We start from the raw sequence: 16061 nt of genomic DNA, 5'->3' as shown, positions 1-16061 counted from the left end.
CCATCGTAGTATCCCCCAAGTCTCTGATTGCTACAGGCTTTTAGCTCTAGCAGTCTGGAGGTTTGATGCAAAGGAGTGTTGTTTATATTTGCTTCTTTTCGGTTTAGGGTGACGCAATGGGGAGTGGATAAAGCCGTAGGCACACAATAAAACGGGGGTTACATGCGATTATACAGATTTTTAGATGCAGATTATGGTTTAAAGTCTATCGAGGAACGAAGGCTTAAAATATCAAACATGTTAGACTTGAACGACCCCTTTGATTTGCTGGCCTTCGATATGAGCGACAAATATACTCGAACGAAGTTTAAAGAAACAATCGAGCAGGTTGCGCAAGAAAACGGTCTTATTTGCTTTAGTGAAGGATGGGATAATCCAGTAATTTGGAGTCATTACGCAGATAAGCATAAAGGAATTTGTTTGGGGTTTGATGTGCCCGATCACACATTGATGAAAGTAAATTACCAGGACCATAGAGTGGTTTTTCCATATGATCAAATTCTTAACTTAACGAACTTTGATGATTACCCAGAAGATCAACAAAACTTGCTTGTGAGAGAGTTCCGGAAATGTCTTTGCACTAAATATTCACATTGGTCTTATGAGAGAGAGTGGCGAGCATTTGTGAATTTAGATCAGCGTCTTCAAGGTGAAAAGCACTATTTTACGGATTTTGAAGATAATATGGTGCTAAAGGAAGTAATTGTCGGTTGTAAAAGCAAGGTGACAAGGAACCAGCTAGATGATGTTTTAGGTGACCTTAAATCAGGTGTAAAAACATTTAAAGTTCGGCCAGCATTCAAGCAATTCAAAATAGTTAAAAACCAAAACGGAAAGTGTTGGAAATAGATAGGCAGTCTTGTTCGTCTTGAGCAGTTAGTTTTTCATTTTTCGATTACCTATGGCCAGAAGACTTTATCTGATGCTTCTTTTCTGAAAATCAAAGATCTTACCACCTTGATCTCAATCCATTTAAGGCGAGGAAGACACCTGATTGGTGCAAATAGTTCTGTCTAGTACTATCTAATTATCTATGGTAGTATTATTGCTCTTAATGAGATATTGAGCTATTATGGGAGAGAAGCATGGCTGTAAAGCATACACCTACAAGAGAAGTGCATAAGGGTACAAAGGGAGGAATGACTGGTTGTGGTTTTGATACCAGAAAAAACCCTGACCATTGGGTAAATTCGCATGAGCGTATTACCTGTGATAAAAATGGATGCAAAAACTAATCGTTAACCCATCGCTTCCCCAATCAGCCCCGATACTCTATCCGCTGCTTGATGCGCAGGGTCATCTGCAAGGTGGGCATAGCGTTCAGTCGTTGCTGTGTTGCTGTGGCCAAGAAGTTTCCCTGTCATTTGTAGGCTTTCTTTGCTGTTTACAGCCACAGATGCATAGGTATGGCGCAAATCGTGAATGCGTACTTTGTCCAAGCCTGCCTTTTTCCGTATGCGCCGCCACGGCTTTTGAAAGTCCGTCAAATACTGGCCTTCTTTGGCGCCGCATATCACGTAAGGGTTGCCCTCTAGGCGCTCTATGCCCGCTAACACTTCTAAGGCGGGCTGGCCTACATAGACCTTTTTAGCGCCTGTTTTGCTGTCAGGCAGGAAGAAGGCATTGCCGCGTATATAGTCCCACTTCAGGGTCTGGATTTCACCAAGACGGCATCCTGTCAGGATAAGAAGCTTAATAGCTGCAATCATATAGGGGCTTTCGGTTCCCGTCTCTTCACATGACTTCAGCGCCTTCCCTAGTGCTTTCAGTTCTTCCGGTGATAGATACCGATCCCGCTTCTTCTCAGGGTAGGGTTTGACTTTCAATACCGGATTGCTGTTGTCGGGTCTAAGTTCCAGATCTTCGGCATAGTTAAACATTTTGGAAAGAACGCCGCGTGTGCGGTTAGCCTGGTAAGGAATACCCCCATGTTTTTCATGCAGTTTAAGGATATCAGCCTTTGTTATATCTTTCAGCTTGCGTTTGCCAAGCTCGGGCTTGATGAATTTATCAACACAGCGCTGATATTCTTTCAGCGTGCTGTCTTTGACCTTTTTCCTGGCATAGTCGTCCATAAAGGTGTCGCAAAATTCTTCAACCGTAGGCGCAAGGGCTTCTGCTCTTTTATCAAGGGCAGGGTTGCCACCTTTCAGTACGTCTACCAGCTTTTCCCGTGCCATGTTGCGGGCCTGATCGACGGTTAGGGTTCCAAATGGGCCAAGGGTATACTTCCTTGTTCTGCCGTCTTTGTCCCGATACTGAATCATGAATGTCTTTTTGCCAGTGGGGTACACAACACACCCAAACTTAGATACTTCATCATCCCAGGCGACATACTTCTTGTCTTTGATCTCCAGGGCGTCAATCACACGTTTTGTAAGCTTCATAAAACCTCGCAAGGGAACAATAGGGGAGCATAAGGGGGCGAATAGCAGCGACCTTGTGCGTAATGAGAGGTAAAGAGGTATTAATATAAAGTCAATTAAAACAGTAGTATAAGTATATTTATGGGAAGATAGCGTAACTAGACGTAAGGATATAAAACTACCTCATAACCTGAAGGTCGTAGGTTCAAATCCTACTCCCGCAACCAATAAGTAAAAAGCGTCCCTAACGGGGCGCTTTTTACTTATATGCGCTGTGTTAGAAGCTTTGAACCGTACAAGGTTCGGCCAACGGCAACGTGAGGAGCGCGAAGCGCCCGCAACGGTAAATCCTACTCCCGCAACCAATTTAAAGGGTCGGACCCCATACGGGGCCCGGCCCTTTAACTTTGTTACTGGAAGATAGGATTTTACACCTCGTAAAACAGGCCAAAGCCTTGTTTTACCAAAGGTTCTTTGCGAAGCTGACGAGACACGGAGTGGCGAGACTAATCCTACTCCCGCAACCAATAAGTAAAAAGCGTCCCTAACGGGGCGCTTTTTACTTATATGCGCTGTGTTAGAAGCTTTGAACCGTACAAGGTTCGGTCAACGGCAACGTGAGGAGCGCGAAGAGCCCGCAACGGTAAATCCTACTCCCGCAACCAACTTGATTTGCTTTGCCAAATCCTCAGACCCTTCCAGCGCATGCTGGAAGGGTTTTGTCGTTTGAGAGGCTAAGGAAGTTTTATGGCCTGCAGCACTTAGGGCAATAATAGATTGTGTCTTTACCACCACTGGGCGCGCTACAATCATGCCTCCTTGAGGGAGACGGTTTGACGGTGTCGCTGCGCTCTGCGCGTCTACACTGCGCTGCACTTCGTGATCTGGGAACTGACAGTTCAGAATGAAGCGGGCGAAACCGAGACGTTTGAGACAATCGATGAGCATCCTTGGTGGGTCGATGGTCAGGGTTGGAAACGTACCGACGAACTAGCTTTTGGAATGCGGGTTGAAGACGACGAGCAGCGCGTGCTGGTGGTCACTTCAGTTCGTAATACAGAACGGAAAGATGGCACTTACAATCTAACCGTTGCAGATTTCCATACCTACTTTGTTGGCGAGTTCAACGTCCTGGTTCACAACTGTGGTAAGAAGTCTACGAATGGCGGAAAAAACGGGCAAAAAAGGAACGATGATCGTGTCGCCGCAGCCCAAGCGAGATTAGATGATGCTACGAAAAGACGAGATCAGCTTAAAGCCAAACCAAATAAAACCAAGGAGGATAAGAAAGCCCTGAAAAAGGCTGAAGCCGAAGTGAAGCATGAGACTAATAAAGTTAACGAAATCAGTGAAAATCATAGCATGAAGGATAAGAAGTAGCGTGAAGGAAAACGTGGGAAAATGCTTTACAATAATTGCGGAAAAATCCCCTGAGTCTGCGTCTAGTATGGCATGCTTGAGTGTTTCCCAAATACGGTCTACTTCGTTATCGGCAGCAGTTAATGATTGGGTTCAGAAAGGAGATTGGACAAGTTTAGGTTTGGATGTATCAGATCGGCGACACTTTTATGGGGACGAAATGTTTGCTACAGCAATAGTCGCCTTGGAGGGTTTAAAAAATGCTTGGTGTTATTCAACAACAATTAATGATGAGTTGATCGTTGTAAGTATTTTTCTAAATCCTTCACCTGTGAAATCAGTAAATGAGGAGTATCAGCCGAATACATTGTTTACATCATATATAGATGTGGAGGGGGGTACTTTTATTTCTCAGTGTGAGGCAGTGTCGCTTGGATCGGCAATTTCAACCTTTTTGCATAACGGAGATGTTTGGTGGAATGAGCTTAGTGATGATCAGGTCGAACTTCTTAAGAAAAATATTGACATAGGTTCAATTAGCATTGTTCCTCAGGGTGGCGTAGGAGGTGTCTTTTCCGTAAAGTTCGAACACAATAAGCCGAATATCAGAATGTTCTGTGTTGCTACATCCTCAGAGACGATGATGTCAGAGTAAAAGGAATTCCGAGGACACATTACTTGATCACTCACTTACCGCAAGGCTCCTGGTATGGATCGGGAGCCTTTTTAGTGTCCGGTGTGAGGCCATTATCTGAGCCTCATTTTGCCATTAATCTTCATGACACACCTGAGCGCAGTGTTCTGCCTGCCCATCGCTTATTACGGTGCTATTTGGGGCGAGTTCGCTCGGGTTATGACGTGCTGTTTAGCATAGGGTAAGCAGCTCGCAGGTCAATCGTATCCAGTTCGACAGTGAGCTTTCTGTGGGCCCGCTGGGTATAGTGGAACCATAGGGTCCATGTGGGCGCAGTGTCGCTTTTGTGGGGGCTGCACTTTGGCATGACGTTGATCAGTAATTGTGGCTTTACTACTAGAGGGCGCGCTACTATCATGCCTCCCTTGGACGGTTCTTACAAACCGACCCGATCGGCTATGAGGACAATAAAACCCGCAACAATGTGAAGGAGGCGCGAGAGTAAAACGAACCGCCAAACCTCTATGGCTATACACGAAATGATCCCGTCAATAATACCGATCCTACGGGTAAAATCCTTCTCAATGCTATTGGGACAATAGTAAATGCGGGTATTGAAGTTGCTATAATCGCTACCGAAGGCGATGTCGGAGTGGGTGAGGCTATTGCCCGGGTTGGAATAGCTGCTGGTAGCGGGCCCCTGGGTGTTGGTGTCGGCGCACGTGTTGGAAACCTTGCGCTGAAAGGCGCACGTGCGTTGAGTTCGGCGCGTACAGTAAGTGTCGCCCAGAAAGTTGGTCAAGGTGCCACGGCAGGTGCGACAGCGTCGGCGGTTGCTGAAACTGGCTTGCAAACCAATCAGGCGATTACCGGAAATGGTTTTGACGTTGGCGAGGTTGTTGAAGCCGCAACTATCGGCGCGGTCACTGGCGGTGTTGGCGGGGCTGCTGAAGGAGCCATCGTGAAAGTGGTGCAGGCAACTATTCCAGAGGCTTCGGGGGTTGTTGTTACGGGTGTCCGTGGTCAAGCTCAGACGACCATTGCTCAGACTCAAGCAGTTGTTGCTGCTAATGCGGGAGCGATCTAGGATGCACAACAGAAAGCAGCTTGTTCTTTGGAGGAGAAATGTTAGGGGGAGCGATCAAAGCGTATTCGCGCCTTATTTATGCAATTGCGGTGCTGGTTATCGCGAGTTTGATCGGAGTTGCCTTGCTTCATTATCTTCTGAGGTTCAGTGTTCTCTGGGCATCTGTACCAATTCTGTCGATGGCAACTTATTCAGGCTATCTGATATATCGGTATAGACGCTTTCTCATTGATGAGGCAAAGCTTACAAAATAATAGAATTGGCCCCCGGTTTTTGCCAGGGGCCATTTTATTGCCGCCCTTGTTGGGTGCTCATGTGCGTAATGTATACGCGTAATTTTGGAACACACCCGGTGCACGGATGTACATGATTTTCATTCATTAGATTCAGGATGTTAGGGGTGTAAGCGCCCTGTGAGCAGGGGTGTCTACATTATTGGTCGTATGCATAAGATTCAGTTACTTATAGAGTATACACAGAGCTGAGACATGCTTCGCCTTCGCGATAAGCTTTTGCTCAGGCGTTATGGCAAGCCTCTATGTTCGTGGCCAGGAGTTTACGTGACTGAGTATTGAAGTGCGACCTGGTTGGTCGTATTTTACCAAAGAAAATAGTCCTCTATCAAAGGTATGGTCAGAACGATGAATATGATGGAAAAGCTTGAGCAAATAAGTTCGCAGCTATCTGGTGTCTGTCTGTCCCACCAAGATGAACGGTTATTACAATCACTTTTGCCTAATACTCTTTTACCCGCATGGTTGATAGCGGCGCTGAAGAGGCACAATGTAATTGGCGTAGAGTTTTCATTAGACGAAGACGCTGATGCCTCCGGTATGGGAGGAGAGATGCAGTGGATGACGGCGGAAGAAATATGTGAGGAAGCGCTTAAATGTTATCCGGGGCGCTCTGTGGTAGGTCTAGGTTATTTACCTCTGCTGAAATGTCTCGAAGGTTCAGGTGACCCCTATTTCTTGAAAGTATCAGATGATGAACAAGGAAGCGCAATTGTTCGTGTGCCGCATGATTCTGAGAATAAGGACGGTACCTATCGGGAAGCAGATATAGAGTTAGTTGCCGTCTCTCTGATTGAGTTTTTTGATTACTCTGAAGTCCTTGAATAATGGTTGATATTCCCGCTCATACTTCGCGAGGCTCCCAAGGTTGATTGGGAGCCTTGTTTTTTGCCCTCGCGTGGTGGGGTGATCTGAGCCCCGTCTTGCCATCAATCTTCCTACCCACCGAACCGCAGCGCTGCTGCTTTACTAACAAGTTGCTCATGGCCCCTTAGTGGCAATAGCTGAGCCAATCATAATGCTCGCCTGCTGTAAGGCCGTGTCCTGCAGGTGAGCATATCGCGCTGTTGTCTGAACCTGCGAATGCCCCAGGAGTTTTCCGATCATCGGTAGGCTTAGCCCCTGACTAACGGCCAGGGATGCAAAGCTGTGCCAGCTAGCTTCTTCAACTCTTATTCTGTTCCCAGATAACCAAGAGCTGCCTTCAGCGGCGAAAGCTGTTGTTCGAACGGCTTCCATTTATCCATGCCCTTGGTGTTAATTTTCTGGCGTACCTGTTCAGAGCTGGCGGTTTTGACCGCACGCTTGGTCTGGTGGAAGTCCACACAGGCCTGTTCAAACGGCAGGCCGCAGAAATCAAGGATACGGCGTACCTGGGTCTCCAGATCCATGATTACATCTTCGTGCTGGACACGTAGTATTTCGCCGGGCAGTATCTTGTCCCAGTGGTCCATCAGGTCGACATAGCCGCGATAGTAGCGGCCGATACTTTCCAGGCAGTAGGTGAATTCCTGCCCTTCGGCAAACAATTGTTTATACCCGCTAAAGCAGCAGTCCATTGGGTTACGCCGCGCATCAATGATCCTGGCATTCGGCAGGATCAGTTTGATCAGGCCAATATGGCGAAAGTTATTTGGCATTTTATCGGTGAAGAAAGGCGCGCCGTGGCGGTGCTGCTGTGTTTCTGCCAGATAGGTTTCACCGAACGCTTTTAGATCGTCAGATGAAAGAGATTTTAGTCTGGCTGGATAGCCGTCCGGGTGATCCAGTGGCAGTCTGCTGCGCAGGGAATGCGCAAGCGTGAGGATATTCGGTAATTCCATCGTGCCGTCAACCTGACTGTGGCTTGCAAGAATTTGTTCCAGCAGGGTGGAGCCTGCGCGGGGCAGACCAACTATGAAAATCGGGTCTGGTGCAGGACAGCCATTGTTCTTATGTGCAGCAAACAAGGCTTGGTCGCAGGAGGTTTTCTGCGCATCAAATTCTGCCTGCATCTGGTCGGGATCATAGCGGCTTTGTGCCCGTTTCAGCGAATTACCCCGATCATAATGCTTGAAGGCTGCGTCAAAACCTTTCGCATCTTCATAGGCTTTGCCAAGCGCGAAATGCAGTTGAATACGACTGGCAGCAGGCATCATGCCTGATGCGAGCGCTGTTTCCATCGCAGATATTTCGTCGGCTGTAAAACGGTACGTCTTCAGGTTCGCCAATCCGTACCAGGCATCACCGTGTGCGGGGCCGTATGTGATTGCACGGTGATATGCTTCCACCGCGTCTTCCTGTCGGCCCAGGGTTTTTAGCGCATGCCCGCGTGAAGTATGTGTGGCAACATCATTGGGCAGTATTTTCAGGATATGATCAAACAGAGCAAGAGCCTGTTCATAATCGCCGGTTTGCATGGTCTGAATAGCAAGATGAGACAGGAAAACCGGGTTGTCGGGGTGTTTTTCAGACAAATACTTTGCCTGATTGACAGCTTCGGAGAACTTTTGGCGTTTGCGAAGTATCTGGATATAGTCTAACCGGACTTGTGTATTACCGGGGTCAAAGTCGAGAGCAGAGGCAAGCAGAAAGTCAGCTTCATCCAGTATACCGTAGCGATTGGCAATTTCTGCGAGTAATCGCATTCCTTCGGTATCTTCAGGGTGCTTGCGAAGGTAAGCGCGGCAATATTTCTCAGCCTTATTGATTTTCCCTTCATACAGGTAATTAGTGGTGGCCAATAATTCCTTGGGCAGGGTGGTGATGCGGTCCATCTGCAATTTTGCCTGGGCTGCTTCTTCCGTGTTTTGAATGCCTTTCAGAAGGGTGATCAACTCTTTCCAGCTGGGGACGAGTGCCGGGTTGGTGAATGTTGCTTGCCTGTATGCGTTAATTGCGTCACTTTTCCGGCCCTGATCACGATATAAATGCCCTAATTCCTGATATGCACGGGCGAAATCCGGCGCAAGGGTAAGCAGATGTTTAAGAGTTTGCTCTGATGCGTTGAAGTCTTTTTGGAAGCGTTTTAAAACGGCGAGGATATAAAGTGCGTCCGGAGTGTCAGGGGCAGCCTTTAAGACATGCTTGATATATTCTTCAGATCTAACCAAGTCACCGGCCATCAGTGCTTTCTGGGCTGATACGATGCCTTCCTGCAAGGTGTCTTTATCTGGGGATGACGCCATCATATTGTCCTTGTTCACTAAAAAGGCGCCACTAACAGCAGCGCCTTTTGCTAAGCTTACTTGAAAGTCGTTAGAAGTCCACGCCGAACCGGACACCGATCGTCCTTGGACGATTGATTGCAATCCGTTCCCTATCGAAGACTAGGTTATTATTCAGCTGAGCGCGTTCGTCGGTCAAATTCTCTCCAAAAATCTCAAAGCTATATTTGGAGTTTGTAACACCAACGGCAAGCCCCATCATGACGTAGCTGTCCTGTTTGGCGCGGTTGATCAGGACAATATCACTGTAACTGGATGCAGAGTATGCCAGAGAAGGCTGAACGTGTGCGATCCAGTCTGATTTCCAGTCCCATTCATACCGTGCGCGGAGGTTACCCTGGAAGCTTGGGGCGTATGATAGATCTTCGCCCGGGCCGGCAATGGCAACAGACGCGCCGACAAGCTCTTTGATCTCTGTGTCGAGAATGGAAAACGCACCAGATACGGTCAACCCTGGTACAGACGCTGGTGCCCAGGTGATATCGCCCTCTATACCTTTGATTTCTGCGTTCGCAGCATTATCCGAGAAGAAGAGGTTGGTGACTGTCGGGTCAAAAATCGTGGTTTGCAGATCTTTTACGTCGATAAGGAATGCTGAGCCGTTGAACCGGACACTGTTATCAAACAGATCAAGTTTCCAGCCGAATTCATAATTTGTGACTTCATCCGTGCGTACAACAGCCGGTACAGCCCCGCCACCAGCACCAGCTGGACGGTTAGGCAATCCTGGGCGGAAACCTTCTGAATAGGTGAAATAAACAAGAGTATCGTCATTAGGTTGATAGGAGACATTTCCCTTGAAAACCCAGCCTTTTGCTTCAGCCCCTTTAGGGACCTCGACGCCGTTGATTACCTGTGTACCGTCAAACTGTTCATCAAGGTTAGTTCCGAAGAAATCGGCATCATATCCGTAGAAAAGGTTGAAGAAGGAAGAGTTGGCACTCCCTTTCAGGCGCACATCAACATCGTGCCACCGTGCACCAAACGTTAAAGATAATGCCTCTGTCACATCGTATGTCAATTCGCCGAACAAGCCCTTTTGTTTGTCCGTCCGGGTAATGTCATTGAAGAAAATAACACCCGGCGGTCTGACAGAAGGGTCACTGACTGAGGAACCAGGCAAGGCACCATTCTGTGGGAAGCCGATCTGATCAGGCGTATATCCGATCACGTTTGTGGAACCGGGATATGTAAAGTCATTACGTTCCACCAAAGTCTGATCGCTATAGAACCCGCCGAAAGTTGCCCGCAAGGGGTGCTCTTCGGGGGTGGTGAACCGGAGCTCATGCGTCCATACCTCGGTTTCTGTTTCGCTGGCGACATATAGGTTTGGCGCCTGACATGTGCCGGATGGCGCAGCGTCGCCCGGGTATGTCACAGCCGCATCACAGATATAATAAGGCAGATACTGACCCACAAACATATAATCTGTATAGTCAACAATCTGGTCGGTATCGCGGTTCAGATATGCACCGGCATATACCATTTCGAGGGCACCAATTTTCCCTGTCAAAGTCAGAGCTGTATTATCAAACTCATCCTCTGTTTCGTCGGGGGAAAACCGCTGTACGGACAGGTCATCACTGTCATCAAGCTCAGGATCAATGAAGAAGACGCCGTCTGTGTCGATGCGTTGGCGCATATGCATGACATCCACCGTCCAGTCTTCATTAACGTCATAAAGGGCGCTGACGCGGAAGCCTGTATAAGACGCATCATTGAAATCTTTCTCAACAAGAGCTTCGTTGCGTGCCTCAAGGAAGTTTACACCAGACAGATCAGAGCCAGCCTGAAAGCCCGGAGACGTCATGGTCCCATTAGGGCGCATTACGCTGCCCGCGAAGCGCGCACTTTCAGAAGCAGATCTGGTGCCTGCTACATTGTCGATATAGCCGCCTTGGTTATCAACAAACATTACCCCGCGAACGGCAAATTTATCTTCAATGATCGGATAGTTGATCATTGCTTCGATTTTTTCGCTCATTTCACCACCTTCAGTGAAAGAGATGCCGCCACTAACCCGGCCTGAAAATTCGTTCAGGTTCGGCTTGTTGGTTATCAGGCGAATTGTTCCCGCCTGCGAACTGGCACCGAATAAAGTCCCCTGAGACCCAGGCAGAACTTCAATCCGGTTAAGGTCAGCTGCATAAACATCAAGGTTTCGGCCAACCTGGGTCACGGGCTGTTCATCCAGATACAGGGCAACATTAGGTGCAAGGCCAGCAACGCCTGCAGTAGTCAGGTTTGGTGTCGTCGACGCCATGCCGCGAATGTAGATTGTTCCTTGTCCCGGGCCTGCGCCACCGGATGATACACCGGGTAGTTGCATCAAATAGTCTGTGAAGACATCCACATTCATTTGGTCGATTGTTGTTTCAGACATGGCTGTTACTGCAACAGGTACATCCTGCATGCTTGCTGAACGCTTTGTTGCCGTAACGACAATTTCTTCAAGCCCACCCTCTGCCGGGGCAGCCATGCTAGGTGCGGTAATGGCTGTGATTGCAAATGTCGTGGTTGCAACAGACGATAAAAGATTAAAGCGCGTTTCCGATAGCTTTCTTTTCAGTGGCATCTTTTTTCCCTGATTTTTTCTTTTGAGTACATTTAAAATTTCTATTCTGCACTCTATTCATAGATGAGGGATGCTTTGAATTCAAACTATTCCTTCTCCAGGTGACTTGGATGGGCTCTGGAAAGGTTCAGATAGTGCATATGTCGGTTATAATGATTTAGCACTTCGTGAATAACCTGCTCGTGGCTGTAGCCGTATATGTCATAGTTCTGCCCACCATCGCTCAGGAACACCTCGGCTCGGTAGTATTGCTCGTCAGCTCCACTATCGTTACCCGTCGCAGTCGCCATGGCGAAAACCGGTGCTTTGTGAGGAACCGGCTTAATGGCGAGCCGGAAGGACGGCTCACCCTGATGGGTGATTATTAGATCGGCACTGTCGTCTGCGAGGAAGGCTTCGGCAGAAGTGTCCTGCGCCTCTATTTCCCGCATTACATCATGCAAGGCTGGACGTGCAATTCTGGTGATAAAGTCTTCGACTTTCGCTTTTGATGGGTGGGCGAGAATTGAGTGCAGCCGGAGTTTCCACGGCATATTCACGCCCCCGCCAACAATGTCAGCCGCGGCCTCTGCGCCCTGTGCTTTACGGTATTCCATCGACAGTCCGCGCAGCAAGCCGCCAATTGAAAAAAGAATGACCACAGTGAAGGGCAGGGCGGTTGCAACTGTTGCTGCTTGCAGCGCGCCAAGTCCGCCCGCGGCGAGTAAGGTTGCGCCAACAAGCCCCTCGGCTATGGCCCAGAATATCCGCTGCCATTTAGGGGCATGAATATTCCCGCCTGCAGTAATGATGTCGATAACGAGGGATCCACTATCAGAGGACGTGACAAAAAAGGTAATCACGAGCGTCATCGCAAAAAAGGATGTAATAAAGGATAGGGGTAACTGATCAAGGAAGACAAATAGCGCTACTGGCATATTGTCTTTAACCAGTGCAGGAAGTTCAGTGTAACCGCCCGCTATCATATCAAGCGCAGTGTTGCCAAAGCTGGTCATCCAGAAGAAGACAAGCAGGGTCGGCACAATCAGAACGCCCAGAATAAATTCGCGAATAGTACGCCCCCGAGAGATGCGGGCAATGAACATACCCACAAATGGCGACCAGCTAATCCACCATCCCCAGTAAAATATGGTCCAATTGTTGATCCATGTATCGTCCTCTGCATAGGCGCCAACCATTAAGCCGCGATCAATGATGACACTTGCATAGTTGCCCAAATTTTCTGCGAAGCTGGAAAAAATAACCAGTGTTGGGCCTAGTACGACAACGAACGCCAGCAGGCATACGGCCAGAATTAAGTTTAGTTCCGAAAGGCGTCTGATGCCTTTGTCCAGGCCTGAAACAACAGAGGCAGTAGCCATGGCTGTAATCGCTGCGATCAGCCCCATTTTCACCAGGTCTGATACCGGAACTCCGAAGAGAAAGTTCATGCCTGAGTTAATCTGACTGACACCAAAGCCAAGCGAGGTAGCCACACCAAAGAGTGTACCCAGCACGGCGAAAATATCCACTATATGGCCAATCGGGCCATAGATGCGGTCGCCAATAATGGGGTAAAGGGCAGATCTGATAGTCAGTGGCAGATTATGGCGGAAACCAAAATAGGCAAGGCAAAGTCCAATGATTGCATAGACTGCCCAGCCGTGCAGGCCCCAATGCAGGAAAGTTACATCCATTGCCTGTTGTGCCAGCTCGTAATGTGTATCTTGCGGTAGGGGCGGTTTGGAATAATGGGTTACAGGTTCACCAACTGAAAAGAATAACAGACCAATGCCCATGCCTGCTGAAAACAGCATGGCTACCCAGCTCAGGAAGCTGAATTGTGGTTTTTCGTGGTCAGCGCCCAGTCGAATATTACCAAACTGCGAAAGCGCAATGGTAAGGCAAACCACCATGAAGATAACTACACTCAGGGAATAAAACCAGCCGAACCGGGTAGTCACCCAGACGTTAAGCGCTGAGAAGAAACTATCTGAGGTTTCAGGGTTAAAAATTACGCCCGTGACGATCAGCATGACCAAAATAGCAGAAGGGAAAAAGACCGGCGGTAAGACACCCCACCGCAACTTGTCTTCCAGTGGGTTTTTTACTTGATTCACAAAACTCTCCCTCTGGGTGCTGAAAACTGGAGATGATTTCAGGTCAAATTTATTTCAGTTCTTAATATTCGTATTGAAATGAATATGCAGGTTTTCAGTGTGAATGCAATTGTCTTCACTGAAGCGTTATTCTGAGGCATCAGGCGCAGGGGCTGCGTCAAAGGTTTGAGATTTTTATTCGACACTCATTTTTCTATAAGTCCCGAACTGACTAAAAAGTATGGCAGCATATTCATTGTGTGCATTTATCCCACTGCATTACCTGGGTAAAACAAGAGTAATGCATGCTCCCGCAACCAACTTGATTTGCTTAGCAAATCCATCAGACCCTTCCAGTCTACACAGGAAGGGTTTTGTTGTTTGAGAGGCTAAGGAAGTTTTATTACCTGCAGCACTTAGAGCGATATTAGATTGTGTCTTTACTACCACTGGGCGCGCTACTATCATGCCTCTCTTGGAGGGTCCAAACAAGCCGACCCGATCGGCTATGAGGACAATAAAACCCGCATGAAGTGAAGGAGGCGCGAGAGTAAAACGAACCGCCAAACCTCTAAGGCTATACGGGCATGAGTGGTCAGCAAGCTGTTAATTTCCGTAATTTCCTGAAAGGAAGATTCAGTGGTTTGGGAAGACCCCATCCACGAAACTATTCCTATCAACAGATGTTAAACAAATACAATGGTTCAGAAGCGGCTGTTATTAATGCTGCGTCGAGAACTAATTCGAAGATAAACGCTGCAGGTGGTATTGCTGCGTCTGGGGCGGCGATTACTTCTTCTGGAAATGGTTGTTAATTCTTGGGAGCCATGGAAACTCATGATGAAAAATAGACAACGACCTTCTTTCAGTGGAGTGTTTTCAAGTGTCTTTGCAAGCGCCTTGCATGGAGCAATACTTACAATATTGATTTGGAGCACTGCTTCAAAATGGAACATGCTAGGATTTTGGATTTTCCCTAGTCCATTAGTTTTATATATACTGATCACGACACTGTATTTGACGCTGTTTTTACCACTCTTGCGGTGGTTAGTACAAGCATTCAATCCCGGTATTTTGATCTACTTATTATCAGGTATTCTTACTGGATCATTCATATCTACCGTGTTTCTCCTTGCAAAATATGTAGATATTCTTGGTGATGTTTCAGTTTGGGTCGAAATTGCATCAATTTATATGTACGCCTTATTAGCCTCATTTATTGCTTGGTTGATGCTGCGATTGACATAGCTTTGATAACTGAGGCTTGTTGATATCGCACGTTGCTCTGACTTTCAGCTATGACGCTTTGTCCCGCCGTACCTCGCTGGCGTTTCATGGGGCCTCGACCCCGCAGGTGAGGGCGACGTTCCATGTGGACAGTGCGCTCCAAAGTATGTTTTGATGATGAGCCGATTAAGCCGAATGAAGAAAAAAAGAAATGAAGAGAAACATGGTGATCCAGACTATGTAGAACCTGCTTCTGAGGATTACGCCAAATGGAAAGCCAAGCAAGTCGAGAAAGCTAAAGGTAAAGACGGGCGTCGAAAAGTACATTATGACAAGAAAGCGGGAGAGGGTGATCGCACCAAACAGCAGGTGCAGGATGCCAAGCAGAATGTTCTCACAATTACGGCAGTACGGAATACTAGCAGAACAGACGGTACCTATAACTTAACTGTAGCGGACTTCCATACTTACTTTGTCGGTGAACTGAATGTTCTTGTTCATAACTGTAAGAAGTTAAAGGCTAAGGAACGTCGTGCTCAAGAGAAGCAGCGGTCACAGGACGCTAAAGGTGGAGATATGCAAGCGAGAGGAACACGAGGAAATAACCGGCCAGAATAAGCCTTATAATGAAATTAAGGATATTGCAGAGGACAAAAATAAATGAGTTCGATAAAGGCTATATGCAATGTTCCCTTTCCTTTAGGCTTAGAAGTGATTGAGGCAAAAAGGGGAGTGGGGAGCTTTCTTTTAATAGATTTTGTAGTTTCCCGTTCTGAAAGGGGGGCTACAGCCCTCAGAGCAGCTTTTTTGCTTTGGGTTTATCTCAGTGATTGGGAGATTTATCAGGACGATAAGAGAGTTTTGGATTGTGATGAAACCGATGACCGTCTTTATGAAGATGTTTTAAATGGTTTGGTTGGTTCAAAGTTAATCGATATAGATGTGGATGTAGCAGATCAATCTTCACAATTTATGTTTGATAACAATATCTCAATTAGGCTCGAATCTGATTTGGATGCTTATGAAAATGACGATGACCTGTTTATGTTTTTTGATAGATCAAAGGACATGGTACATAGTTACTCTCCACAAAAAGGGGTGTATTCTGAATTGAGTAGGTCTTTGCCAGAGGATTAAGTTAATTATTGAAAACCACTGATCGGTCATATGGCTCTCTGCTTACCGCAGGGAGCCTTTTTTATCTCGCTCACTACGGCGCGCTGTCTGGTGCGTTCG

14 protein-coding genes are annotated in these 16061 nt (G+C 47.4%); 10 read left to right on the top strand and 4 right to left on the bottom strand.

Annotation, left to right across the window (positions count from 1 at the left end):
• Positions 1 to 162: 162 nt before the first annotated feature.
• Both IE181_RS14395 and IE181_RS14390 read left to right on the top strand, forming a co-directional pair.
• Positions 163 to 849, top strand: coding sequence for a DUF2971 domain-containing protein (locus IE181_RS14395; protein WP_191254111.1), 687 nt, complete (start codon positions 163 to 165; stop codon positions 847 to 849).
• A gap of 236 nt (positions 850 to 1085) precedes the next feature.
• Positions 1086 to 1235 (top strand): hypothetical protein, encoded by a 150-nt coding sequence (locus IE181_RS14390; protein ID WP_191254109.1) that lies wholly within the window; start codon positions 1086 to 1088, stop codon positions 1233 to 1235.
• A gap of 3 nt (positions 1236 to 1238) precedes the next feature.
• Here IE181_RS14390 and IE181_RS14385 read toward each other — a convergent pair whose 3' ends face one another.
• Positions 1239 to 2387, bottom strand: coding sequence for a tyrosine-type recombinase/integrase (locus IE181_RS14385; protein WP_191254107.1), 1149 nt, complete (start codon positions 2385 to 2387; stop codon positions 1239 to 1241).
• An 858-nt stretch (positions 2388 to 3245) separates the two neighbouring features.
• On the opposite strand from IE181_RS14385, the gene IE181_RS14380 reads away from it, so the two are divergent.
• The 4 genes from IE181_RS14380 to IE181_RS14365 all read left to right on the top strand — a co-directional run bounded on the left by IE181_RS14380 (position 3246) and on the right by IE181_RS14365 (position 6567).
• Positions 3246 to 3746 carry a polymorphic toxin-type HINT domain-containing protein gene (locus IE181_RS14380; RefSeq protein ID WP_191254105.1) on the top strand — a complete coding sequence of 167 codons (501 nt, stop codon included), beginning with the start codon at positions 3246 to 3248 and terminating at the stop codon, positions 3744 to 3746.
• 1 nt (position 3747) lies between these two features.
• Positions 3748 to 4380 (top strand): hypothetical protein, encoded by a 633-nt coding sequence (locus IE181_RS14375; protein WP_191254103.1) that lies wholly within the window; start codon positions 3748 to 3750, stop codon positions 4378 to 4380.
• Positions 4381 to 5011: 631 nt separating this feature from the next.
• Positions 5012 to 5446: a hypothetical protein gene (locus IE181_RS14370; protein ID WP_191254101.1), complete on the top strand. Its 435-nt coding sequence runs from the start codon at positions 5012 to 5014 to the stop codon at positions 5444 to 5446.
• Positions 5447 to 6087: 641 nt separating this feature from the next.
• Entirely contained in the window at positions 6088 to 6567 is a 480-nt protein-coding gene (locus IE181_RS14365) for a hypothetical protein (RefSeq protein WP_191254099.1), read from the top strand.
• 344 nt (positions 6568 to 6911) lie between these two features.
• Here IE181_RS14365 and IE181_RS14360 read toward each other — a convergent pair whose 3' ends face one another.
• The 3 genes from IE181_RS14360 to IE181_RS14350 all read right to left on the bottom strand — a co-directional run bounded on the left by IE181_RS14360 (position 6912) and on the right by IE181_RS14350 (position 13619).
• The gene (locus IE181_RS14360) at positions 6912 to 8906 is read right to left on the bottom strand and encodes a tetratricopeptide repeat-containing sulfotransferase family protein (protein WP_191254097.1); all 1995 of its coding nucleotides are present in this window, start codon (positions 8904 to 8906) and stop codon (positions 6912 to 6914) included.
• A gap of 70 nt (positions 8907 to 8976) precedes the next feature.
• A complete protein-coding gene (locus tag IE181_RS14355) occupies positions 8977 to 11520 on the bottom strand; it encodes a TonB-dependent receptor (RefSeq protein ID WP_229819471.1) in 2544 nt (847 codons plus the stop codon).
• Between the two features lie 86 nt (positions 11521 to 11606).
• Complete coding sequence (locus IE181_RS14350) at positions 11607 to 13619, bottom strand: BCCT family transporter (RefSeq protein ID WP_229819469.1); 2013 nt, start codon at positions 13617 to 13619, stop codon at positions 11607 to 11609.
• A gap of 566 nt (positions 13620 to 14185) precedes the next feature.
• On the opposite strand from IE181_RS14350, the gene IE181_RS14345 reads away from it, so the two are divergent.
• From IE181_RS14345 to IE181_RS14330, 4 genes are all read left to right on the top strand, one after another.
• Complete coding sequence (locus IE181_RS14345) at positions 14186 to 14413, top strand: hypothetical protein (protein ID WP_191254095.1); 228 nt, start codon at positions 14186 to 14188, stop codon at positions 14411 to 14413.
• A gap of 25 nt (positions 14414 to 14438) precedes the next feature.
• Positions 14439 to 14846, top strand: a complete 408-nt coding sequence (locus tag IE181_RS14340) for a hypothetical protein (RefSeq protein WP_191254093.1) — start codon at positions 14439 to 14441, stop codon at positions 14844 to 14846.
• Between the two features lie 153 nt (positions 14847 to 14999).
• Complete coding sequence (locus tag IE181_RS14335) at positions 15000 to 15443, top strand: hypothetical protein (protein WP_191254091.1); 444 nt, start codon at positions 15000 to 15002, stop codon at positions 15441 to 15443.
• 42 nt (positions 15444 to 15485) lie between these two features.
• Positions 15486 to 15962, top strand: coding sequence for a hypothetical protein (locus tag IE181_RS14330; RefSeq protein WP_191254089.1), 477 nt, complete (start codon positions 15486 to 15488; stop codon positions 15960 to 15962).
• The last annotated feature ends 99 nt before the right edge of the window (positions 15963 to 16061 follow it).

Source organism: Kordiimonas sediminis (genome assembly GCF_014656395.1).
Lineage (GTDB): Bacteria > Pseudomonadota > Alphaproteobacteria > Sphingomonadales > Kordiimonadaceae > Kordiimonas_A > Kordiimonas_A sediminis.
The sequence above is the reverse complement of the archived record's forward strand: the minus strand, read 5'-3'. Positions and strand labels throughout refer to the sequence as shown.